21 protein-coding genes, 1 rRNA gene and 1 other RNA gene are annotated in these 23,163 nt (G+C 46.7%); 2 read left to right on the forward strand and 21 right to left on the reverse strand.

Annotated features, from left to right (window positions below; genetic code table 11):
- The 15 genes from AB4Z30_RS27980 to rpoE all read right to left on the reverse strand — a co-directional run.
- A 16S ribosomal RNA gene (locus AB4Z30_RS27980) occupies positions 1-278 on the reverse strand; the annotation flags it as partial.
- A 305-nt stretch (positions 279-583) separates the two neighbouring features.
- The gene (locus tag AB4Z30_RS27985) at positions 584-853 is read right to left on the reverse strand and encodes a pro-sigmaK processing inhibitor BofA family protein (RefSeq protein ID WP_441930879.1); all 270 of its coding nucleotides are present in this window, start codon (positions 851-853) and stop codon (positions 584-586) included.
- Positions 854-899: 46 nt separating this feature from the next.
- A complete protein-coding gene (locus AB4Z30_RS27990; RefSeq protein WP_441930881.1) occupies positions 900-1,175 on the reverse strand; it encodes a DUF2508 family protein in 276 nt (91 codons plus the stop codon).
- A 196-nt stretch (positions 1,176-1,371) separates the two neighbouring features.
- Complete coding sequence (gene recR / locus AB4Z30_RS27995) at positions 1,372-1,971, reverse strand: recombination mediator RecR (RefSeq protein ID WP_062329683.1); 600 nt, start codon at positions 1,969-1,971, stop codon at positions 1,372-1,374.
- Positions 1,972-2,006: 35 nt separating this feature from the next.
- Entirely contained in the window at positions 2,007-2,318 is a 312-nt protein-coding gene (locus AB4Z30_RS28000) for a YbaB/EbfC family nucleoid-associated protein (protein WP_342553666.1), read from the reverse strand.
- A gap of 61 nt (positions 2,319-2,379) precedes the next feature.
- Positions 2,380-4,125 (reverse strand): DNA polymerase III subunit gamma/tau, encoded by a 1,746-nt coding sequence (dnaX, locus tag AB4Z30_RS28005; RefSeq protein WP_441930884.1) that lies wholly within the window; start codon positions 4,123-4,125, stop codon positions 2,380-2,382.
- A gap of 177 nt (positions 4,126-4,302) precedes the next feature.
- An RNA gene (gene ffs, locus AB4Z30_RS28010) (signal recognition particle sRNA large type) lies at positions 4,303-4,570 on the reverse strand.
- Between the two features lie 153 nt (positions 4,571-4,723).
- On the reverse strand, positions 4,724-4,921 hold the full coding sequence (gene rpmE / locus AB4Z30_RS28015; protein WP_441930886.1) for a 50S ribosomal protein L31: 198 nt from the start codon (positions 4,919-4,921) through the stop codon (positions 4,724-4,726).
- A gap of 103 nt (positions 4,922-5,024) precedes the next feature.
- On the reverse strand, positions 5,025-6,299 hold the full coding sequence (locus AB4Z30_RS28020) for a radical SAM protein (protein WP_441930888.1): 1,275 nt from the start codon (positions 6,297-6,299) through the stop codon (positions 5,025-5,027).
- A 139-nt stretch (positions 6,300-6,438) separates the two neighbouring features.
- The gene (gene rho / locus AB4Z30_RS28025) at positions 6,439-7,764 is read right to left on the reverse strand and encodes a transcription termination factor Rho (protein ID WP_441930890.1); all 1,326 of its coding nucleotides are present in this window, start codon (positions 7,762-7,764) and stop codon (positions 6,439-6,441) included.
- A 495-nt stretch (positions 7,765-8,259) separates the two neighbouring features.
- The gene (locus tag AB4Z30_RS28030; RefSeq protein ID WP_441930892.1) at positions 8,260-9,513 is read right to left on the reverse strand and encodes a UDP-N-acetylglucosamine 1-carboxyvinyltransferase; all 1,254 of its coding nucleotides are present in this window, start codon (positions 9,511-9,513) and stop codon (positions 8,260-8,262) included.
- Between the two features lie 147 nt (positions 9,514-9,660).
- Complete coding sequence (gene fba, locus AB4Z30_RS28035; protein ID WP_441930894.1) at positions 9,661-10,515, reverse strand: class II fructose-1,6-bisphosphate aldolase; 855 nt, start codon at positions 10,513-10,515, stop codon at positions 9,661-9,663.
- 260 nt (positions 10,516-10,775) lie between these two features.
- Positions 10,776-11,162, reverse strand: a complete 387-nt coding sequence (locus AB4Z30_RS28040) for a response regulator (RefSeq protein WP_441930896.1) — start codon at positions 11,160-11,162, stop codon at positions 10,776-10,778.
- Positions 11,163-11,389: 227 nt separating this feature from the next.
- Positions 11,390-12,994, reverse strand: a complete 1,605-nt coding sequence (locus AB4Z30_RS28045; protein ID WP_441930898.1) for a CTP synthase — start codon at positions 12,992-12,994, stop codon at positions 11,390-11,392.
- A 501-nt stretch (positions 12,995-13,495) separates the two neighbouring features.
- Complete coding sequence (rpoE, locus tag AB4Z30_RS28050; RefSeq protein ID WP_441930900.1) at positions 13,496-14,059, reverse strand: DNA-directed RNA polymerase subunit delta; 564 nt, start codon at positions 14,057-14,059, stop codon at positions 13,496-13,498.
- Positions 14,060-14,510: 451 nt separating this feature from the next.
- Between rpoE and AB4Z30_RS28055 the strand changes: the two genes are divergently transcribed.
- Positions 14,511-15,665, forward strand: coding sequence for a S8 family peptidase (locus tag AB4Z30_RS28055; protein ID WP_441930902.1), 1,155 nt, complete (start codon positions 14,511-14,513; stop codon positions 15,663-15,665).
- Between the two features lie 193 nt (positions 15,666-15,858).
- Here the strand turns inward: AB4Z30_RS28055 and argS are convergent, their stop codons facing one another.
- The 5 genes from argS to AB4Z30_RS28080 form a co-directional block, all read right to left on the reverse strand.
- Positions 15,859-17,538 (reverse strand): arginine--tRNA ligase, encoded by a 1,680-nt coding sequence (argS, locus tag AB4Z30_RS28060; protein ID WP_441930904.1) that lies wholly within the window; start codon positions 17,536-17,538, stop codon positions 15,859-15,861.
- On the reverse strand, positions 17,535-17,960 hold the full coding sequence (locus AB4Z30_RS28065; RefSeq protein WP_441930906.1) for a DUF1934 domain-containing protein: 426 nt from the start codon (positions 17,958-17,960) through the stop codon (positions 17,535-17,537). The genes argS and AB4Z30_RS28065 overlap by 4 nt, the downstream gene beginning before the upstream one ends.
- Before the next feature lie 402 nt (positions 17,961-18,362).
- Positions 18,363-18,668 carry a DUF6171 family protein gene (locus AB4Z30_RS28070; protein ID WP_441930908.1) on the reverse strand — a complete coding sequence of 102 codons (306 nt, stop codon included), beginning with the start codon at positions 18,666-18,668 and terminating at the stop codon, positions 18,363-18,365.
- Between the two features lie 3 nt (positions 18,669-18,671).
- Entirely contained in the window at positions 18,672-20,153 is a 1,482-nt protein-coding gene (locus AB4Z30_RS28075) for an alpha-N-arabinofuranosidase (RefSeq protein ID WP_441930910.1), read from the reverse strand.
- 215 nt (positions 20,154-20,368) lie between these two features.
- Positions 20,369-21,571: a WD40/YVTN/BNR-like repeat-containing protein gene (locus AB4Z30_RS28080; protein WP_441930912.1), complete on the reverse strand. Its 1,203-nt coding sequence runs from the start codon at positions 21,569-21,571 to the stop codon at positions 20,369-20,371.
- A gap of 347 nt (positions 21,572-21,918) precedes the next feature.
- Between AB4Z30_RS28080 and AB4Z30_RS28085 the strand changes: the two genes are divergently transcribed.
- A complete protein-coding gene (locus AB4Z30_RS28085; RefSeq protein ID WP_441930914.1) occupies positions 21,919-22,050 on the forward strand; it encodes a hypothetical protein in 132 nt (43 codons plus the stop codon).
- 237 nt (positions 22,051-22,287) lie between these two features.
- On the opposite strand, the gene speB is transcribed toward AB4Z30_RS28085, so the two are convergent.
- On the reverse strand, positions 22,288-23,157 hold the full coding sequence (gene speB, locus AB4Z30_RS28090; RefSeq protein ID WP_434748559.1) for an agmatinase: 870 nt from the start codon (positions 23,155-23,157) through the stop codon (positions 22,288-22,290).
- Positions 23,158-23,163: the final 6 nt, after the last annotated feature.

The following is a 23,163-nucleotide window of genomic DNA, read 5'->3' on the forward strand; positions in this document are numbered from 1 at the left end:
AGCCGTTACCTCACCAACTAGCTAATGCGCCGCAGGCCCATCCCCAAGTGACAGATTGCTCCGTCTTTCCAGTTTCCTTCAGGCGAAGAAAACAAGTATTCGGTATTAGCTACCGTTTCCGGTAGTTGTCCCAAGCTTGAGGGCAGGTTRCCTACGTGTTACTCACCCGTCCGCCGCTAACCGTCAGAGAAGCAAGCTTCTCTTCAAGTCCGCTCGACTTGCATGTATTAGGCATGCCGCCAGCGTTCGTCCTGAGCCAGGATCAAACTCTCCAATAAAGTATTGAAAAGAGCGATAAGCTCATTTTGAATCTGACGAGATTAAAAATCTCATTTTGTTCATTCTGCAAGCAGAATGATTACTCACTCGTTGTTCAGTTTTCAAAGATCAAACTTGTTTTTTGTCACCATTTTGTCTCAGCGGCGACTTTTATAATATATCACACTCTGTTTGTTTTAGTCAAGCTTTTTTTGAAATTATTTTTCGAAGTTCGTGATGAACTCCGTTTGTTTCAATCAAAGCGCGTAACCAAGCAAGCAAAGCAACGAGATATAATGTACCATATATCTTTCTTAATAGTCAACTACCCAAACAAAGAAAATTTCAACCCCAATAACAACCCGACACCTGGCAGACCCAAAACAGTAACTGTACCTATTGTTGCAGGGTTCAACGGGATATACATTCCCGTTATCCAACCAGAGTAATTCACGATATATATTCCAGCAGCAGCAAGTACCAGATGAATTCCGATCGATGTAAAGATCGATAAACCTAATCGCTTCCTAAACAAAACAACAATGAGAGCCAGCAGAGATGCCACCAATATACTCCCCAGAATAATTGTCTTCATAGCTCATTCCTCCAGACATAATGAGATGTCCTTAACAAGCACACCACTAAACGCTAACTTCTCGCTCGGTAATAGCCCTACCATCCCCAGTTAACCGTTTCGCCCGTTTCAAGTGAATTTGGTATTTCCTCTCAGCTGCTTCAAGCACATAGATTGCGTAATCAATCTCATCTTCTCCCAATGCATCCTCAAACTGTCTCATCGCGCGTTCCCACTCTTGTTTGGCCTTCTGCACATCCACATAAATCTGTTCTGCCTCCAGCTCCGCCAACTCTCTCTTCCGTTTCTCCCCTAACCACTGCGTTTTACGCCACATCAACATCAATCCCCCTCCTCTTCATCCACATAGCACATTCTCATACATATCAAGGAAGGGACAAACTTAGAACTTGGACATATGTTTTTTAACACAAAAAAAGGAGAGAGTCTCACGACTCTCTCCTGCAATTCTAATCAGATCACACATTTTAATTTGATAATGATAACATCCCTATTATACCGAGTGACAACAAGGAACCTTAGCGCATTTCCCTGCGTCCTTCTAGGGCCTTAGATAGAGTTACCTCATCCGCGTACTCCAGATCTCCGCCAACTGGCAGTCCATGAGCAATACGGGTCACACTGATCTCAAACGGACGCACCAGACGAGAAATATACATTGCAGTAGCTTCGCCCTCGATATTCGGATTCGTCGCTAAAATCAATTCTTTGACCCGTTCATCACTCAAACGTGTTAGCAGTTCCTTCAAACGTATATCATCCGGACCAATCCCCTCCATCGGAGAGATCGCACCCTGCAATACATGGTAGTATCCATCGAATTCCTTGGTACGTTCCATAGCCACCAAATCTTTCGAGTCTTGAACTACACAGATAACAGACACATCTCTCGACTTATCCTGACAAATCCGGCAAGGGTCGGTATCCGTTATATTACAGCACACAGAACAGTAATGAAGATTACGCTTCACACTCACGAGCGCTTTGGCAAAATCAATAACGTCATCTTCCTTCATGTTAAGCACATGAAAAGCTAAACGCGCCGCTGTCTTTGGACCCACACCCGGAAGACGGGTGAAAGCATCGATCAGCTTGGCTATCGGTTCAGGATAATACAATCGGTTGTGTCTCCTTTGGACAGGATCAATTTAAATTAAAATAACCCCGGAATATTCATGCCGCCTGTAAATTTGCCCATATCCTTATTAGCAATCTCATCTGCTTTGGCCATAGCGTCATTGACAGCAGTCATGACAAGGTCTTGAAGCATTTCAACATCATCCGGATCTACAGCTTCAGGCTTGATCGTGATGGAGAGCAATTTTTTATGTCCATTAACTTCAGCGGTTACCACTCCGCCGCCAGAAGTCCCTTGAACTGTTTTGTCCGCAAGCTCCTCCTGCGCTTTCAGCATTTGCTCCTGCATTTTCTTCACTTGCTTCATCATTTGGTTCATGTTATTCATATCCGTCATCTCCTTTATTGTGGTTACTCAGAATTATACACACTACAATTATTTCATTGTACTATTCTTTAATGACTACAAGATCCTCGCCAAATAACTGAATAGCTTCATCAATCCAAGGCTGTTTATCGCCTGAACCACCGTCTTCATGCTCTGGTTCAAGCTTAAAATCCTCCTTTGGCGTCTCAGAAGCTCCTTCCATCGCGCCAGTCCAATCTCTGAGCATCATCGTCACAAGTCGCGCCTGACGGCCGAGCTGCTCAGAAAGCACACGCTCAATGACATCACGGTTCGCCTGCTTCTCCGTTGTTTCACGGTGAATGTTGTTTTTGAAAGCAACCAGCACATTATCTTCAAGCAACGAAACCGGTTCTCCATCCATAAACCAGGCGTGAACTGTAACCTTCTCCTCTTTGACACGTTGCAAAATCTGGCTCCATTTTTTGCTGATCTCCGTGAATTCTGGAGACCCTTTGCGCGCAATATATTGATCCAAATTCGCCGGAAGCTTCACCGGAGCGTTCGCTCTGGACATAGGCGCACGCGTTGCTGGCCGAGCAGGTGCACTTGAGGCACCCTCTCCACCCGATAAACCGCTTTTGAGCGCCCGATCAAGCTTTTTCTCCAGTTCAGAAAGCTGCTGTTTCAACCGGTTGATCTCACCTGCATCAGCTGGTGCTGACGAAGAAGTTGACCCAATGGCTACAGTCGCCCCACCTGAAGCCGGTATACTACACAGTTTAAGCAGGGCTACCTCAAATAACGTCTGCGGCTGAACTGCATATTTCATCTCACTCTGGTACCGATTCAGCGTATCGATCATCTGGAATAATTGTTCCTTCGTGAACGATTCTGCCATTTCACTAAACGATTCCGGATTTAATACCCGATCTGTCAGCTTGTCCGCATCCGGCACCATCTTGATCATCAGCAAATCGCGGAAATAATAGAGCAGATTCTCCATACATTTGTCCGCACTCTTGCCCTCATGCATAAAACCTTCAATCATTTGCAAAATATGACCGACATCCCCTTTGAGTAAAGAAGCTGCGAGCTTGGCGAATTGCTCAGAAGCAATACCGCCTGTCATATCCATAACCTGCTGATACGTTACTTTCCCATCGGTAAATGAAGAGATTTGATCCAGTACACTGAGCGCGTCCCTCATTCCACCATCAGATAAACGGGCAATGTACTGCAAAGCATCGTGATCCGCTTCCATACCTTCCTGTTCACAGATCAAAGCCAGTCTGGCCGTCTGTTCTTCCAGAGATACCCGGCGAAAATCAAATCGTTGACAGCGCGAGATAATGGTAGCCGGCAAACGGTGCGGTTCTGTCGTTGCCAAAATAAACATCACATGCGGCGGTGGTTCCTCCAATGTTTTGAGCAAAGCATTGAACGCCTCTGTCGTCAACATGTGCACTTCATCAATAATATAAACCTTCTGCCGGACTTCGGTCGGGGCATATTTCACCTTTTCCCGAAGATCCCTGATTTCCTCTACGCCCCGATTGGATGCAGCATCAATCTCCTGCACATCCATCACAGCGCCGTTCGTAATTCGGCGGCAAGCCTCACATTCGTTACAAGGCTCCGTTGCAGGTCCGCGTTCACAGTTTACAGCTTTGGCCAATATTTTGGCCGCACTCGTCTTCCCCGTCCCTCGGGGGCCGCTAAACAAATAGGCATGGGAAGTCCGCTGCTCACGAATCGCGTTCTGCAAGGTCTGAATAATATGTTGTTGTCCCACCATATCCTGGAACGACTGAGGACGCCACGCCCGGTATAACGCGATATGCTCCATGATGCGTTACCTTCCTTCCACTTCGCATTCGAGTCCGTTGTCGTCACCCCATTATACTATATTCCAAGGTGAATCCAAACTTTATCTGACTCATTTCATGTGTGGTTTTTTTAACATATCAAAAAAGACCCCTGCATTCATACTGCTGCAAAGGTCTCTACATTTTAAAGGATTAAGCCGTGCACCTGTTATCGATATTTGCGATCCAAGCGGCACCCCTGAACAATAGCTCAGGCTAGGCAACCCTTCGGCACAAGAGTGATCTCACTTATGGCTGCTTCCTTCCGGACCTGACCAGGTTCGCGAGTACTCATTGCGAAGGACCCAACCGTCAACACCACGTTCAGGGACCAAACCTCACATCGACAAAACCTCTAACAGGAATTCAACCTCGCTATAGCGGATTGCGAGTTACAGGGCACCGCTACCTCCCCATCTAGCACGGTAAGAAATAGTATAACGTAAGGTAGTCCAAAATGCAACCGGCTGGAAAATAGAAACTACACGCTTCTTTTGTACAGGTAACTAAAAAACCCCTGCCAAATTAGCAGGGGTTATTGGGATACAATAAGTAGACAATCCCCGAGGAATTGTGCTATTAGATTCCGTATTTCTTTTTGAAACGATCCACACGGCCGCCAACATCGATAAACTTCTGTTTACCTGTGAAGAACGGGTGGCACGCGGAGCAAATCTCTACACGAAGTCCGTCTTTAACCGAACCAGTCTCAAAAGTATTACCGCATGCGCAGGATACTTGACCAATCGTGTATTTAGGATGAATTGCTTCTTTCATTACCTTTCACCTCTTTCCGCCCTGAGCCTCAAGCGGACCCAGAGTAAATGGCACAACACAGCAGATTATAACACGGCCTAAACCCGGTTGCAATCTAATTCATTCAAGAGGTAATCAGCTTTTTAGGACGAGCCATCCCTGCTGGCGGAACATGAGTATATGACCCAATAACAACATCTGGCAACTCTTCAGCAAAGATTTCAAGCATCTGTTTCATTCCCAAAATATCGCCCTGTGCTGGTGGAATCAACTCCAGATAACTCTCCGGATCGATATTCAGATTACGCATCTGAATCAAACGAAGGTTAGTCCGGCGAGCAAACTCAATCATCGCCTCGATCTCTTCCTCACGATCCGTTACACCCGGGAAGATCAGGTAGTTGATGGACGTATATACTCCCTGCTCTGCAGCGTACTTCATGGACTTCTCTACATTAGCGAGTGTGTACCCACGTGGTTTGTAATATGCATTATAATGATCATCCAGTGCACTGATCGTACTTACACGCATCAGATCCAGTCCTGCGTCCACAATGCCACGAATATGATCATTCAATCCCGCGTTGGTATTAATGTTGATATAGCCCATATCCGTAATGGATCGCACTTCCCGAATCGCCTCAATAATTAGCTTGGCCTGTGTGGAAGGTTCGCCTTCACATCCTTGTCCGAAGCTAATAATAGATTCCGGCGTTTTCAAATGCTCCAGCATCACCTCTACGATCTCATCCACACGCGGGCGGAAATTCATCCGGGTTTGTGGTGAGACAAAACCACTATCATCCGGCTGTTCAGAGATACAGCCGAAACAGCCAGCATTACATGAGTACGATACTGGCACACCGCCCTCCCAGCGATTCAAGAACGTGTTGGAAGACGTAAGACACTCATAACCAAGTGCACAGTTGGAGAGATGAGTGTATAGACGGTTCTCTGGATACTTTTTGGTAAACCGTTTAACTCCCGAACGAACATCGTCACGATCACAGTTTATCGGGTTCCATTTCTCCGGAATGTCGGATTGGGAAGCTGTAACATAAAAACCTCCATCTTTCCATACGACAGCCGAATAACCAAACAAAGGCAGTTTATATTCCTTGTCAGTCTTCACATAACCAGGCAAGCACAGACGCGTGAAACCTTGCGGCAACAGTGCACCTACGGCTTGTGTGTCACTTGGCAACGGCAGCATCTCGCCCGTATCCGGGTCCATACCAATTGGCCGGGTACTCGGAAGTCCAACCAATGTTGCACCTTCCGGCAGAGGAATCAACTCATCCTCCATAATCTCCACAATCATATCTCCGCTGCGGGCAAGCCCGTATAGGGAGGGATGATCAAAAACATTACCTTTTTCATCTGCGTATACTAAATACATGATGTTCTCCTCACATCTATTGAGTTAAACCTAACGACGAGTGTATAATGACGCAGCCATTCTATAAAGACATGCCAGTTCATCCATTGGTATTACCTAATCGTGGCTCTGTTATATAGAATAGACTGCGACTCAAATGTTAATTCGATGTTCCCGATGTAGCTGTCTGTCTTGGGGAGCGACGAGTAGTTGTTGTTCCCGCATTGCTGGAAGAACTGTTACCAGCCGCATCAAAAGCAGCCAAGAACTCGGCGTTCGTTTTACTATTACGTAGTTTCTTCAAGAAACCTTCAACGAAGTCATGGGAATCATTCATATTTTTACGAATAGCCCAGATCGTATCGAGCTCTTCCTTGCTAAGCAGTACCTCTTCACGGCGTGTACCGGAACGGCGAATATCAATGGCAGGGAAAATACGGCGTTCAGCCAATTTGCGATCCAGATGAAGCTCCATATTACCCGTACCTTTAAATTCTTCATAAATGATGTCATCCATACGCGATCCCGTATCAATTAACGCTGTTGCCAAAATGGTCAAGCTGCCGCCTTCCTCTACATTACGAGCGGAACCAAAGAAACGCTTCGGACGGTGGAATGCTGCTGGATCAATACCACCACTTAGTGTACGTCCAGATGGCGGAATGACCAGGTTATATGCACGGGCCAGACGTGTAATACTATCCAGCAAAATAACGACATCCTTCTTAGCTTCAACCAAACGCAGTGCACGCTCCAGCACTAGTTCCGCTACTTTAATATGATTCTCGGGCAGCTCATCAAACGTGGAAGCAACAACTTCCCCTTTTACCGAACGAGACATATCCGTTACTTCCTCTGGACGTTCATCAATCAACAGGACAAAAAGTTCAATTTCTGGATTGTTAGTTGAGATACTGTTGGCAATTTCTTTGAGGAGAAGCGTTTTACCGGCTTTGGGAGGTGCTACAATCAATCCACGTTGTCCCAATCCTACAGGGGCAAGCACATCCATAATACGTGTGGATAAATGGCTCGGGGATGTTTCAAGAACCAGTTTCTTCTGCGGATACAGTGGGGTTAATGCCGGGAAGTGAAGTCTCTCCGCAGCCGCCGATGGATTCTCACCATTCACAGCGTTAACTTGCAATAGACCGAAATATCTCTCATTCTCTTTTGGCGTTCGACACTTACCTGATACAAGGTCACCCGTCCGTAGATCAAACTTGCGAATCTGTGAAGCTGAGATATAAATATCTTCTGTGCTTGGCAAGTAGTTGATTGGCCTCAAGAAGCCGTAACCTTCAGGTAAAATCTCGAGCACACCCTGCATAAACATCAAACCACTTTGTTCCGCTTGTGCACGGAGTATAGCAAAGATTAACTCTTTCTTTTTAAGGGTCCCGTAATAAGGAATCTGGTATTTTTTCGCCAGCTTATAGAGGTCCGTTAATTTCATTTCTTCCAAATCGGAAATTTGCAGATCCATATAATAACCACCTATTCAATTAATGAGTCCGTGAAATGGATAGTTTCGTTAGCTCATTCAAGCCATAGAAAGTAGTTCTACCACAATCTCTTCTATCCATTGTACGGAATGTAACCGTTATAATGCAAATACATGTCTTGGTGTGTAAGTTTCCGGGTGGAATGGCCATTACATGGCATAATCCTTAATGAGTGAACTCCAAACATGGGGCGATCGATCCGGGAAGACCGGCTATGAAGCGCAGGTTCAAACAAATCCGGGGATTGGAGAAAGGGAATGATCTTCAAAAACAATATAAGGAATGATGTGTTCATAAAGCCTTATGTTGTTTGTTTCAAAAAAAGACCCTCCGGCAAAGAACCTGTTACAGTTCATCATATCCGGAAGAGAATTCAAAATCTATTAGAATAGTATACCCCATTCTATTATAGGTTATGCAGCACCGCTATAAACACGCTTCTAGCGAAATCTACACGATGCTGCCCCCATAAACGTTTATTCGGTTTCTCGCCACACATCAGCACCAAGCAAACGTAGATTCGTTACCAAATGATCGTATCCACGATCAATAAATTCAACACCCGTCACCTCAGTTACACCCTCACTGACGGTAAGTCCTGCAATGACCAAAGCTGCACCGGCGCGAAGATCAGAAGCTTTCACTTTAGCAGCATTCAGGGCACTGCCTTCAATAATCGCCGATCTGCCTTCCACACGGATTTTAGCACCCATGCGAACCAGCTCAGGCACATGTTTGAACCGATTGCTGTAAACAAAATCGCTGAGTACACTCACACCCGTTGCCTGTGTTAAGACACTGGTCATTGGTGATTGAAGATCCGTTGGGAACCCTGGATACACCAGCGCTTTTACATCAACATGACTGTAATGTGGCTGTCCAATGACCCGGATGCTCTCATCCAGTTCCTCGATCCCCACTCCCATCTCCAGCAACTTGGCCGTTAAAGCTTCCAAATGTTTAGGGATGACATTATCTATGAGTACATCTCCGCGTGTCGCAGCTGCGGCAATCATATACGTACCCGCCTGAATTCGGTCCGGGATGATAGAGTGACGGCAACCCTTAAGCTCCGAAACTCCTTCAATTCGGATCGTTTCTGTACCCGCACCTTTGATGCTGGCACCCATGGAATTGAGAAGTGTTGCTACATCTATAATCTCAGGCTCTTTAGCCGCATTTTCAATAATTGTAGAGCCTTTGGCACGAGTGGCCGCCAGCATAATGTTGATGGTCGCACCAACACTGCTTACATCCAGATATATCTTAGCTCCTCGCAGCTCTTTGGCATGCAAATGGATGGAGCCATGTTCATTGGTTACTGTTGCGCCAAGCGCTTCAAACCCTTTGATATGTTGATCTATTGGACGAGGCTCAAAATTACAACCTCCAGGCAAACCTATTGTTGCTTCTTTAAAACGCCCAAGCAGTGCACCCATCATATAATACGAAGCACGAAGCTTCTTGACGGGACCGTTCGGCATCGGAATTGATTTAATATCGGAAGGGTCAATTTTCATCTGACTGCCTTCCCAAGTTACACGCGCTCCAAGTTCCTCCAAAATTTCTGCATACACGGCCACGTCACTGAGTAACGGCAAGTTATCCAACACGACCTCTGACTCGGCAAGCAATGCTGCAGGAATAAGTGCAATGGCGCTGTTTTTGGCGCCGCTTATAGTTACAGTTCCCTGTAACGGACGTCCGCCACTAATCATCAATTTTTCCATAAAGCTTAATGTCCCCCTACGTGTTTTGCAGCCGATGAACGGCAATACGTGCTGATGGCTAACGATGTAGAAATAAGGTGTGAAAATGGAAAGACACCGGCTAGGCGGTGTTCTTCCATTTCACAGTATGGAACTGGTAAAGATAAATTACGCTTTGTTGTTAGAACCAAACTCACGGATTTTACCTTTAACGGTTTCTTTGATTGCTTCGCGACCTGGTACGATGAACGTACGTGGATCGTAAGCATTTGGTTTTGCTGCAAGCACTTCACGAACTGCTTTAGTGAACGAGATTTGATTCTCTGTGTTCACGTTGATTTTGGAAGTACCCAAGGAGATTGCTTTATCGATATCGTGCTTAGGAATACCTGTACCACCGTGCAATACGAGTGGAACTTGTACCGCGTCACGAACTTCTTCCATTTCTTTGAAGCCGAGGTTTGGCTCGCCTTGGTAAGGACCGTGAACGGAACCCAGAGCTGGTGCCAAAGTGTCGATACCTGTTTCTTTAACGATGCGAATGCACTCGTTCAGGTCAGCATATTGAATACCACCGATAACGTCGTCTTCTTGTCCGCCTACAGTACCTACTTCAGCTTCTACAGAAACGCCTTTAGCGTGTGCATATTCAACTACTTTTTTAGTCATTTCGATGTTCTCATCGATGGAGTGGTGAGAACCGTCGATCATTACGGATGTGAATCCTGCATCGATTGCTTCTTTACATTTGTCGAAGCTTGAACCGTGGTCCAGGTGGATCGCAACTGGTACGGAGATTTTCATGTCGTGAATGAGTCCTTCTACCATTTTGACTACAGTGTAGAAGCCACCGATGTGACGTGCTGCACCTTCGGATACGCCCAGAATTACTGGGGATTTCTCTTCTTCAGCGGCAGCAAGAATCGCTTGAGTCCACTCAAGGTTGTTGATGTTGTATTGACCAACTGCATATTTACCTTCAAGTGCTTTGTTCAACATGTCTGTCATAGATACTAATGGCATGGTTTCAATCCTCCTAGGGGTTTGGGTTGTGTCTATGGTTTTTAGCCGAAATCACATACGGGCTTATTATACCACATCCCATGTCAAATACTAAACAAGCATTTGCAAAAATGCTGTGCTTTGCAGCACAGTTTTCAGAGACACAGCATGATGGCGTTACCATTTTCAATATTCCCTATGGAATCAGGTGAAATACCTCATTTTCTCATGATTAGACATAGATTGGTGAATGACGCAAAAAAATCCTGTATCTACAGGATTTAGCTGCACTTGTTTGCAGCACCGTTACGAAGTTGCATATTAACGGCCACACGCATCTCATCAATGTCGAACGGTTTTGTGAAATGCATAAGCGCACCAAGATCGGTAGCTTCCTTGATCATGTCTAGTTCTCCATACGCTGTCATCATAATTACCTTAATATCGGGGTCGATCGCCTTGATATGCTTCAGTATTTCCAACCCATCCATGCCCGGAATTTTCATATCCAGCAAAACCAGGTCAGGCTTGTCCTTGTTGACGATTTCGAGCGCGATCTTGCCATTTGCCGCCTGAAATGTGTTATACCCTTCGCTGCTGAACACTTCCATTAGTAGAATTCGAATACCGTTTTGGTCATCAACAATCAGAACTTTTTTCTCTTCCACGCTGTAACCTCCTAGAATTAGGAAAGCATATACATATTGTATCTGGATAACTATCCCATAGTCGTCATGATAAGTATTCTACCTCTTCCATTAAAATCCTTCTATTATCTCAAATTGACCAAGGCTAAATCAATCTACATCTTTACTAAAAAAGAAAAGGATGCTTCCGCGCCATAATAGCAACGAGAACCATCCTTATAAAATCAGTATTTCAACGAATGAATTTATTATTTCTCCGCATTCTCCAGAGAAGCTTTCACGAACTCACGGAACAGTGGTTGCGGACGATTTGGACGGGAAGTGAATTCCGGGTGGAACTGCACAGCCAGGAACCAAGGGTGTCCAGGAAGTTCCACAATCTCAACCAGGCGTCCATCCGGTGATGTACCGGAAATAACGAGACCCGCTTTTTCAATCGCTTCACGGTATTCATTGTTGAACTCATACCGGTGACGGTGTCTTTCATATACCAGTTCATCATCATAACAAGCCATCGCCAAAGAACCTTCTTGCAGCTTGCAAGGGTACAGACCAAGACGCATCGTACCGCCCAGGTTTTCGATATCTTTTTGCTCTGGCAAAAGATCAATTACCGGGAACTCCGTAGCCGGGTTGATCTCGGAACTGTTCGCTCCGTTCAATCCAACGATGGAACGTGCATACTCAATAACGGAAACCTGCATACCAAGGCAAATACCGAAGAATGGAATATTTTTCTCACGAGCATAACGGATCGCAGAAACTTTACCTTCAATACCCCGGTCACCGAAACCACCAGGAACGAGAATCCCGCCAACACCGTGCAGCATGTCACCAACGTTTTCATCTGTAATATCTTCAGAGTGAACCCAGCGGATCTTCACCTCTGCATTGGAAGCAAAACCTGCATGTGACAGGGACTCTACGACACTCAGGTATGCGTCATGCAATGCTACATATTTACCAACGATCGCAATCTCAACCGTGCGCTCCAGCTTGCTAATCCGGTTGACCAGACCTTCCCACTCGCTCATATCCGGTGCAGGAGTAGTCAGCTTCAGGTGGTTAACGACGATCTCATCTAGTCCTTCTTCACGAAGGTTAAGCGGTACTTCATACAATGTGCTTGCATCACGGCATTCGACTACCGCATTCTCGTCAATATCACAGAAAAGTGCGATTTTGGCTTTCATGTCCTTGGACAACTCATATTCCGTACGGCAAACGATAACGTTCGGCTGAATACCGATGCTGCGCAATTCCTTCACACTGTGTTGTGTCGGTTTTGTTTTCACTTCACCCGCAGCTTTGATGTATGGAATCAACGTAACGTGAATGTACATCACGTTGTCACGACCTACATCACTCTTGATCTGACGAATCGCTTCCAGGAATGGCAAACTTTCAATATCGCCCACTGTGCCGCCAATCTCGGTAATCACCACATCCGAACCCGCTTCACGCCCAGCGCGGAATACACGCTCTTTGATCTCGTTGGTGATGTGCGGAATCACTTGAACTGTACCGCCCAGATACTCTCCGCGACGCTCCTTGCTGATAACGGAAGAGTACACTTTACCTGTCGTGACATTGCTGTTTTTGGAGAGATTAATGTCGATAAAACGCTCATAGTGGCCAAGGTCCAGATCCGTCTCTGCACCATCATCTGTTACGAATACCTCACCATGCTGATAAGGACTCATCGTTCCCGGGTCAATGTTGATGTATGGATCGAATTTTTGAATCGTTACCTTGAGACCTCTGTTCTTCAGCAATCTGCCCAGCGAGGCTGCTGTAATCCCTTTGCCCAGGGAGGACACAACTCCGCCCGTCACGAAAATATACTTTGTCACTGTTATTACCCTCCTAATATAAGTACAGAAATTCAGGCGATATATGGTGTTATCGTAACCCGTTTCCCAGGTAATCATCGTTAAAAAGAGCACTGGCAGAAATTAACTAAACCTGCGATCTGCTCTTCTCAGCGAAGACGGCTTTAACTACACATCATTCCTGGCAAAAAATAATGCAAACTTTCCGGGAGCCTTCATCCACGCTTGTCCCCAAACCGAGCATCACCTATAGGCTGCATTTCTTGTTTGAACATACAAAAAAAGAGGCCGAAAAGGTTTGGCCGGGAGCAGTCGGAAAAGTAATCGTTTAACATCATTCTGCCTCTAAAAATACAAAAAGAAAGTACTCCCGCAGGACGGGGCACTTTCTCTAAAAAAACATAAATATATTCTCGCTCATTCATAAGCCCATGCAATAGTTTACCCGTTACCCCGCCCGCTGTCAAGGCTGACTATAGGGGGGAAAACGGGTAAATATTAGACACCAAAAAGGACTAGCGATTATTTAGAATCGTCGTCAAATTCATCCTCATCTTCGGACTCTTCATCGTCTTCATCGAGGTCTTCATCTTCCAGATCGTCATCTTCAACCAGCACTTCTTCTTCGCTGTCGTCTTCGTCAAAGATGTCATCTTCTTCTTCTTCTTCTTCTTCATCTTCGTCCTGATCATCATCTGTGCTATCGAAGTCTTCATCGCTGTTGTAGCTGTCTTCCTCTTCACCGAAGTCTTCGTCTTCCAGATCATCATCTTCATCGTTGATGATACGCGGACGCTTCGCACCTGTCATGGAATCTTCTGATCCAGCCGGATACCAGCGTTTCAATCCCCACAGACTCGTACCGACGCATGCAAAACGGCCATCGATATTAATTTCGGTATACAGCTGGGCAATATACTCGTTGATCTCTTCATCCGTCATTCCGCGCTGCTTCGCTACCTCATTCATCAAATCCCGGTAGTAATACGGCGTATTGGCCGCTTTCAGCACCATAAAAGCTAGATCCACCAAAGGGATCTCTTTTACCTTTTCTTTATCAATTTTCAAATTGAGTGAGGTACTCACTAAAGACACTTCCTCTCACACATAATTCACTTTATATCCCCTGCAAACTGGAACGTTACGTATAACATATCCATTAACAAACCTAAGTAAAACCTATTTAGCGTTAAAAAGCAAGTTTTTATGTAAGCATGTTCCATATTTGCACAATCATCTTTTAATCCATCTGCCGATCTGCTCAATACTACGGTGGCCTATCTCCTGAAGGACCAAAATAGAAATCATATGTAAAAGACGGAGTCCCCTCCGCCTTCTGACTGTATACCCTCGTAGGATTGCTCCTCACCAGGTTCCCCGCAAGAGCCCTCTAGCCCTCCATCCATCATATGTTCCTGCGCCCGTTTTGACACGGAGAGAATATGTTTTTGTAAAAAAAGGGCAAGTTCCCCATGCGCCGGGATGAACGCATTCATAGAATACCTCAGCATGTTCATCCCGAAGGGGGCAGCCCATAATGGACTATACCGGTTTATTGCATCAGTTGATTGACGGAATGAGATGCCCCGAGCCTGAACACGGAGGACGCTATCTGATTCGTTTCGCCAAACCACAGCAGTACGAGGCCTGTCTCGTTGAATTATCCCGAATGCGCAATGAATTCGCCGATCTGGGAGGCGTCGGAGCGTCCCGGTTGGCTAGAACCCTCATTGCCCCTGTACAGCGCCCAGACGTGTTATATCGTTATGCAGATGACATCACGGTAGAGAAAGATACCCCTGTCGTACTGCATTCTACCGCACTACACAACAAACCAACTACCCCTCAAGGTATCCCCTGGGGAGTCAAACAGATCCGTGCCCCCAAGGTGTGGTCTGTTTCAACAGGGCACCGGATCAAAATTGGCGTTATTGATACAGGAGCAGATTACCACCATCCTGATCTGCGATATTCCCTTGCCCGTGGCATCAATCTTTTGAATCGAAGCCTGCTTCCCCATGATGACAACGGGCACGGCACCCATATTGCGGGAACAATCGCCGCCGCGAACAGCATGGAAGGCATGATCGGTGTTGCCCCGCGCGCTCTGATCTACCCGGTCAAAGCCTTCGATCACAACGGCTCGGCTTATGTCTCCGACATCGTCCTCGGCATCGACTGGTGTGTACGCAACAAGGTCGATATTATCAATATGAGTTTTGGCATGAAAACACGCAGTAAATCTTTGCTTGATGTGGTCAACCGTGCATATCATGCAGGAATCGTCATTGTAGCCTCGTCAGGAAATGACGGCAAACGACGCAGTATCGATTATCCTGCTCGATATCCGCAAACCATCTCTGTCGGTGCAACCGACAAAAACAGACGGATTGCTTCATTCAGCAATCGCGGGGCTTATGTGGATGTCTATGCCCCTGGCGATAAAATTGTGTCCTCTTGGGTGCAAGGCAAACATCATGAGATGAGCGGCACATCCATGGCAACCTCCCATGTTAGCGGTGCAATCGCCCTGCTGCTCGCCAGACATCCCGGCTTGTCTCCAGCCGAGATCAAGACGCTTGTAAAGCGCGCGACGGTTCCGCTGCGCGCCCGAAAAAGCACCACCGCGAAGAGTAAAATTCGCGGTGGTGAGCTAGACGCCCTCAAGCTGATGCAAGAGGGCGGTGGGTAAACCGGCGGTGCATGCCACGAGCCGCCGGCACACCTATGCTGCGCAGCAATGGATGCCGGCATATGCCGGGCACGCCTTGCGCAGCAGGCACAAAAAAGTCTCCATGCCCGCGCACAAGCAACTGCTCGCGCGGGGCATGGAGACTTTGCCTTCGGCCCAGCGGCATGGTGCTGCCGCCGCGGGGCCGAAGGGGTTACATTTTGTCTGGTGAGGATACGCCCACCAGACGGAGCGCTGTCGCGATGACGGTACGAACGGCACCGATCAACGCCAGGCGCGCCTGGGTCTGCTCTGCGTCTTCGGTAATGACGCGATCAGCCCGGTAGTAACTATGGAACAGGGATGCCAGTTCGTAGACATAACGAACGATGCGGTGCGGCGCATAACCTGTAGCCGCTGCTGCAATCTCCTCAGGCAGTTCACCCATTTTGCGAAGAAGGTCGTACTCATGCTCGGTAGTCAGCTTGGACAGATCAATCTGTGCCAGCGGCAGCAGCTCGATGCCTTGCTCTTCAGCTTGACGATACACACTGCATACACGCGCATGTGCATATTGCACGTAGAACACCGGATTTTCATTGGATGTCGAAATCGCCAGATCCATGTCAAAGTCCAGATGGGAATCCATGCTGCGCATCGTGAAGAAATAACGGATGGCATCGATACCCACTTCATCCATCAAGTCTTCCATTGTTACAGCTTTACCTGTACGTTTGGACATTTTCACTTTCTCACCGTTCTGGAACAGACTGACCATCTGCGCAATCAAGACAACCAGTTTGTCTGGATCGTTACCCAGCGCTTGCATCGCTGCCTTCATACGCGGGATATATCCGTGGTGGTCCGCTCCCCAGATGTTGATCATCGTGTCATAACCACGGGAGTATTTATCGCGGTGATATGCAATATCCGGTGTCAGGTAAGTATACGTACCGTCGTTTTTGATCAGTACGCGCTCCTTGTCATCACCATATTGCATCGTTTTCAGCCAGGTTGCGCCGTCTTTTTCATAAATTTCGTTGCGGTCACGCAGCTCATCCAGTACGCGAAGCACCTCACCATTATCATACAGTGACGTTTCGCTGAACCAGATATCAAAATTCACACGGAACCGGTTCAGGTCACGTTTGATCTTGTCGAGTTCTCTCTCCAGACCATAATCACGGAAGTATGCTGCGCGATCTCCTGGGTGCATAGACAGCAAGCTGTCTCCCTTTTCAGCAACCAGTTCCTTCGCGAAACCTTTAATGTCTTCGCCATGGTAGCCATCTTCCGGCATTTCGGCCTCTTGACCGAGTTCTTGCAAATAACGCGCTTCAATGGAACGCGCCAAGTTAAATACCTGGTTACCCGCATCATTAATGTAATACTCACGAGTTACATCGTAACCTGCGTAATCGAGAATATTGCACAGTGCATCCCCTACAGCTGCTCCGCGGGCATGACCGAGATGCAGACTACCTGTCGGGTTGGCACTGACAAATTCCATCTCTACCTTTTTCCCCGCTCCAACATCGATTCTTCCGTAGTTCTCGCCTTGCTCATGTACCAGGTTCAGCACGGGATAGAGATAGCTCTTGTTCAATTTGAAGTTGATAAATCCCGGCCCTGCAATCTCCGCCTTCTCAATTCCGGCTGCCGCAAGATTCAGGTTGGCAATGATCTCCTCAGCGATCTGGCGAGGGTTGCGCTTGGCAATTTTGGTCAATTGCATCGCCGCATTGGTAGCAAGGTCTCCATGTGACTTCTCGCGAGGAACTTCAAGTGTAATTGCTGGAACTTCCTCTCGTGTTACAATACCGGCTGCCACAATCGCGTCGCCGATGGCAGTACTTACCCGTTCGTTAATGGTATCTAGTGGATTACGTGTCATGAATTTGGTTCCTCCTGTATATGCAAACTAATCGCAAAATGTCCGGCCTCTTCATCAAAGCGGTAAAAGTCGTAGCTCCACGCTGCGCGTGCGCTCAATCCCTGAATGGAAAGTTCCAGCTTCTGTGTATGCGTGGACAGGGCAAACGACATATATGGTGAACGGTAGAAACCCGGAAGCTTACGGTTCAATTCGAACGTCTGCTCCGATTCCACCTCACCATGACGTATAATCTTGATGGATTGTCCGCCCAGCTTCAATGTTGTACGGGTCATGCCTCCCTCGGGTCCAGCCTGTGGTTCTTCGTAACGAACATACAAGTATGCCCCCTTGACCACCGCTTCTCCCTGCATTTCCTGCAGTACATCTTCCCCTTCATAACGGCTGTGCAGCCGGATCTGAACCGGACGCATCTTCGACATGAATGTTAACCTCCATTATATTCGAGGCGACGCAAAATCAGGACGGCCGGTGAGAACAGCCCTTCCTGTATGGTTGTGTCGCTATACACGCTCATATTCCGAATAACTTACTCTCCTACACTCTACTGTATAACTATATCCAGTTCACCCGCTCAATTCAAATCCAAATTCAGAGTTTTTTGTTATGACATCAAAAAGGAGAGCCGCACCCGTATCGTGCAACCCTCCCTTAATTCACATCTATCTTGTTATCTTGCTTCATCATCTGGCTATCTGACTTCATTCATTTTGCCACTTTGCTTCATGAGACTTGCTCACTTGCTTCATTATAATGACACGTGTTTAGGCAATATATCAACATACATGTATACCCTGTTCCAAACTGAAAATGATGAACTCTATTCATATCCACTGCGATTGAAATGGGAAGGGACATGTTGACTCGGCCAGTTTGGCACGCACTTGTACAAGGCAGCCGCAATGCCGGCATGTTGTTCCGTACTGTAGATCCGGACAGGCAGAGCAGATGACAAGCCGCCGTTCATACTCATTAGCCTCTACTGTTTCGCGAGAGCGTGAAGCGATCTCCACCAGACGTGCCATTTTGGCATCACTGATATGAATATCATACTGACTGTCACACCCTTTACAGGGTTCATTTCTTCTCCCACTGATCTGCTGCTGATGTTCGTATCCGAAGGATTTCATACCTTAACCCTGGACAACGACCAGACCAACAGAAGCCGGAGGTAACACGAAACGCAATGTATTATTCTCCAAAATAAGCCCTTCCCAAGCTACAGGTTTCACCTGATCCGGCTGTTCAAACGTATTATAAGCCCCGAAGTCAGCGTTATGCAGAACCTGCCCCGCCACACTCGCTGCTTGACCTGCCTCAAGCTGGCATACCACTTCAAGCTCATCCGTATGACTCAGATTACATGCCGTCACATGAATAACCCCATCTTTGTTGCGAGATGCCGACAAGCTAAGCTGTGGAATCGTCTCTTCTCCAAATGTATATCCCGGGCTATCATAGCTAAGATCCAGACGCTGCGCATCCATATGCACCTGATACATATCAAACACGTGGTACGTCGGCGTCAGGAGCATTTTATCCCCTTCAGTGAGCACAAGGGATTGCAGTACATTGACGATCTGGGCCAGATTGGCCATATGCACCCGTTTGTTATGCTGGTTGAAAATGTTTAGATTCACCGCCGCCAGCACAGCATCACGCATTGTATTCTGCTGATAGAGAAACCCCGGATTAGTTCCTCGCTCAACGTTGTACCATGTGCCCCACTCATCTACGATGATCCCTACTCGACCTTCTGGATCATATTTGTCCATAATCTCGGAGTGTTTTACGAGCAATTCATCCATAAACAAGGTTTTCTTCAACGTGGTAAACCATTCACCCTCTCCAAAACCGGTAGCGTTCCCTTTGTCTTCCCACACACCTGTTGGAATCGTGTAATAATGAAGACTGATGCCATCCATGAAACGGGTTGCTTCCCGCATCAACACTTCCATCCACTCATAGTTGCTATCGTTCGGTCCACAAGCAATTTTATAGATCTGATTTCCTGAATAATTACGTACATATGTAGCATAACGACGATATTCATCCGCATAATACTCTGGACGCATGTTGCCACCACAGCCCCAGTTCTCATTGCCGACACCAAAATACTTCAGCTTCCACGGTTCTTCCCGACCGTTTTGCTTCCGCCAGTTCGCCATAGGAGACTCACCATCAAACGTAATGTACTCTACCCACTCCTGCATTTCCTGCACGGTTCCGCTACCCAGGTTGCCGCTGATATAAGGTTCTGCCCCTAGCAACTCACATAATCTCATGAATTCATGTGTACCAAAATGGTTGTTCTCCTCTACGCCGCCCCAGTGAGTATTGATCATACGCGCACGTTTACTTTTAGGACCCACACCATCTTTCCAGTGATACTCATCGGCAAAACATCCGCCCGGCCAGCGAAGCACAGGAATGTTCAGCTTCTGGAGCGCCGAAAGCACATCATTACGTATCCCTTCCGTATTTGGAATAGGTGAATCTTCTCCTACCCATAATCCTTCGTAAATACAACGTCCCAAATGCTCGGAAAAGTGACCATATATATTGCGATTTATTAATCCTTTGTCTGAATCAGCTTTTAAAATAACATTAACCATTATTTCAACCTCCTTGAAATATGTTGTCAACGCTTACAATAACCTGTTTCGAGACAGCTTTCAACCCTTTTATTTCCTGAACAAAAAGCCCTTTTCCTTATGAATTCTCAGGAAAAGGGCTCATTATGATGTTACATCATTTTAATTCAATTAAAAATACACATAGATCGTTTTTGCTATGAATTAGCTGATACATTAATTCATTTTATAATTTGTTAATTTTGTTCTGACTGAAATAAAATTTTTGGTAACCATGTCATTCCACCATCTGTTGTTGCATAAACGGCAGGTGCATTCCCACTGGTCACAACAAGCCAGCCAGTCTTGGCTGCCGGGAATGAGATACGGGAGCTGTAGCCTTTAACTTTCAGATCAATGTTTTTCCACGTGGAACCTGCATCAAAGGAACGTCCAATCCCAACCTTGTCTGCCGCTGGCGATCCAGCAGAGAGATAAGCAGTCTGGTTGCCAATCAGTGCCATGTTGCCCGGATGTCCACCGGGGTTAGCCGGTCCGGTTCCTTTGCCCTCTTGATTAGCACCAGGAGCTGGACCTGCTCCTGCTGTTGATTGGGCAAAAACCTGTCTCCAGTGTGTCCCTTGATCACCGCTCGCATAGAGTGAATAGGATTGTTGGGACATGCCCGCATCGCCATACAGGATAGCATATACCAGATATTCATTCGCATACAATTCTGCTCTGTTCCATGTATCGGATTTAACCAGAAGAGTCGTAGTCCAGTTCTTGCCTCCATCGCTCGTCTTCTCAAGCTTATAACCCGATCCGGGTACAGCTACAACCGCATATCCCAGCTTGTCTGTGGTAAACGTAGCGGCCCTCGTGTTGGCTGGTGTAGCTATTTTACTCCATGTCACACCGCCATCGGCAGTTCGATATGCCCCGTTATAGGTGTAACCGTAGCCCGTATTTTTATCCCTGAAATCAATCTGCTTGAATGGTGCTTTGCCCGGCGTATCAAGTCTCTTCCAATGTGAATCCCCATCATCCGTACGAATAAGATAGGTTACTGTAGAGTCTTTCGTGCCTGCAAGTGCATAACCGGTAACGTTATTCGGAAAATCCAGCTGTTTAAACTGCCACTGCCCGGTATAGATGGATTGCCATGTACACCCCGCATTCGAGGTTCCAATCAGGAACCCCTCGCCTGCGGCTCGTCCGGTATTCGGATTAAGAAAGTCAATATCCGTGAATCGCAACTGCTGCTCTTCCACGCCACTGCCTTTTTTTAAGTCTGATGTCAATCCATGATCTCCTGTGCCGCATGTTGCCGCAGAAGATGTTGCGCCGGCATCAGGTAATGTATGCATCAATCCCGTTCCCCATATCAGTGTGAGTGCTAGAGTTATTATACTTGCTCGTTTCCATGTCTCGGTGTTCTTGGTTGTTTTCATTCTCATCGGTAACACCTCCTTCTAACGTTTTACCCTAAATCGCGCATCATAACGTAACAAATCGGGTGAAAGCAGGTGACAATTTTGCAAGAAAAAAACCACCTTTACCCATGATGACGTCCATCCGGTTAAAAGTGGTGTGCAATAAGTTATGTTAACCCGGTTTCTTCATTACCCATGGTCGTTATAACCTTTATATTTCCGCTTAAAAGACGAGCCTTTGTCTTCGACTCCATTCTTTATGATAACAAACCATTTGGGGAACATATGTGCTATAATTAAAGGTATGGACTTATGATTGAGTGTGGATGTTTTCCGATCACGGCGCTGCTTTCCGAAAGGAGGTGACGTCGATGGTCAAACTTGTGGCGTGGCTTGATGTAATCCGATGGGTCGCTGCGATCCTCAGTATTGTGCTGAGCGGACGAAAGCTGTATCGTTGGTTACGCAAAAAGCTTCGGAACAAGCGAAAACCCACCTCATAAGGTTAGCCGCCTACGGTGGGTTTTGCTTGAATAGCACTATTTAATTCTTGCACGCCGTGGCAATCCCAGCCTTTCGGGTCCTAAGAGTCATTACCGTTGGCGCGGTAATGACTCTTTATTTAGTATATGGTCGAACCCGCATACCCTATACTTTCCGACTGTAATATATTCATGAATATATTACTGAATTACTTGTGTGTTCAGTATATCATAGCCCGAAACAGAAGTTAAGTTCACTTACTTCACGAATCCAAGCAGCATTTCACGAATCAACTTGGCAGCTACAATCTGTGTCTGTTGCGTCGGGTCATAGATTGGTGCCACTTCCACCAAGTCGCAGCCCACAACATTCACATCCGATCCAGCAATCATATGAACGGCTTCAAGCAGCTCTTTGGATGTGATGCCGCCTGCTTCTGCTGTTCCTGTTCCTGGTGCAGCAGACGGATCAAGCACGTCAATATCAATGGTTACATACACTGGACGGTTGCCCATCTTCGGCAGAGCTTCCTTCATTGGAGCCGCTACTTCAAACGGGTAGAAGTTAATATTCTCGCGGCCGTACTGGAATTCCTCACGGGAGCCGGAACGGATACCGAATTGATAAATATTTTGACCACCCATTAGCTCAGCAGCTTTACGCACAGGTGTTGAGTGAGATAGGGGCTCGCCTTCATAGTTTTCGCGAAGGTCTGCATGTGCATCAATGTGGATCAGGATCAGATCCGGATATTTCTTGTACATCTGTTGAATCACGGGCCAAGTCACGAGGTGCTCACCACCAAGGCCAATCGGGAACTTGTCGTCTGCCAGCAGGCTGCCGATGTATTCATGAATAACCTCAAGGCTGCGTCCCGCGTTACCGAACGGCAAAAGTAGATCTCCAGCATCAAAATAAGTCATATCCACGATACTTTTATCCAGATACGGGCTGTACTCTTCAAGTCCAACCGATGCCTGACGGATATGAGCCGGGCCGAAACGCGAACCCGGTCGGAAGCTGACGGTGTAGTCCATCGGCATGCCGTAGATAACCGCTTTTGAGTTTTCATAATCTTCAGAGCTGCAAATAAATACGTTTCCTGAATAAGCTTGATCCAGTTTCATTTTTCA

This window comes from Paenibacillus sp. 2TAF8 (assembly GCF_052114825.1).
Taxonomy (GTDB): domain Bacteria; phylum Bacillota; class Bacilli; order Paenibacillales; family Paenibacillaceae; genus Paenibacillus.

What these genes read in the sequence shown, in the direction of transcription:
- AB4Z30_RS27985 (WP_441930879.1), bottom strand. Translation starts at nt 853, where the DNA reads ATGAAGACAATTATTCTGGGGAGTATATTGGTGGCATCTCTGCTGGCT.
- AB4Z30_RS27990 (WP_441930881.1), bottom strand. Translation starts at nt 1,175, where the DNA reads ATGTTGATGTGGCGTAAAACGCAGTGGTTAGGGGAGAAACGGAAGAGA.
- AB4Z30_RS28000 (WP_342553666.1), bottom strand. Translation starts at nt 2,318, where the DNA reads ATGAATAACATGAACCAAATGATGAAGCAAGTGAAGAAAATGCAGGAG.
- dnaX (WP_441930884.1), bottom strand. Translation starts at nt 4,125, where the DNA reads ATGGAGCATATCGCGTTATACCGGGCGTGGCGTCCTCAGTCGTTCCAG.
- rpmE (WP_441930886.1), bottom strand. Translation starts at nt 4,921, where the DNA reads ATGAAAGAAGCAATTCATCCTAAATACACGATTGGTCAAGTATCCTGC.
- AB4Z30_RS28020 (WP_441930888.1), bottom strand. Translation starts at nt 6,299, where the DNA reads ATGTATTTAGTATACGCAGATGAAAAAGGTAATGTTTTTGATCATCCC.
- rho (WP_441930890.1), bottom strand. Translation starts at nt 7,764, where the DNA reads ATGGATCTGCAAATTTCCGATTTGGAAGAAATGAAATTAACGGACCTC.
- AB4Z30_RS28030 (WP_441930892.1), bottom strand. Translation starts at nt 9,513, where the DNA reads ATGGAAAAATTGATGATTAGTGGCGGACGTCCGTTACAGGGAACTGTA.
- fba (WP_441930894.1), bottom strand. Translation starts at nt 10,515, where the DNA reads ATGCCATTAGTATCTATGACAGACATGTTGAACAAAGCACTTGAAGGT.
- AB4Z30_RS28055 (WP_441930902.1), top strand. Translation starts at nt 14,511, where the DNA reads ATGGACTATACCGGTTTATTGCATCAGTTGATTGACGGAATGAGATGC.
- argS (WP_441930904.1), bottom strand. Translation starts at nt 17,538, where the DNA reads ATGACACGTAATCCACTAGATACCATTAACGAACGGGTAAGTACTGCC.
- AB4Z30_RS28065 (WP_441930906.1), bottom strand. Translation starts at nt 17,960, where the DNA reads ATGTCGAAGATGCGTCCGGTTCAGATCCGGCTGCACAGCCGTTATGAA.
- AB4Z30_RS28070 (WP_441930908.1), bottom strand. Translation starts at nt 18,668, where the DNA reads ATGAAATCCTTCGGATACGAACATCAGCAGCAGATCAGTGGGAGAAGA.
- AB4Z30_RS28075 (WP_441930910.1), bottom strand. Translation starts at nt 20,153, where the DNA reads ATGGTTAATGTTATTTTAAAAGCTGATTCAGACAAAGGATTAATAAAT.
- AB4Z30_RS28080 (WP_441930912.1), bottom strand. Translation starts at nt 21,571, where the DNA reads ATGAGAATGAAAACAACCAAGAACACCGAGACATGGAAACGAGCAAGT.
- AB4Z30_RS28085 (WP_441930914.1), top strand. Translation starts at nt 21,919, where the DNA reads ATGGTCAAACTTGTGGCGTGGCTTGATGTAATCCGATGGGTCGCTGCG.
- speB (WP_434748559.1), bottom strand. Translation starts at nt 23,157, where the DNA reads ATGAAACTGGATCAAGCTTATTCAGGAAACGTATTTATTTGCAGCTCT.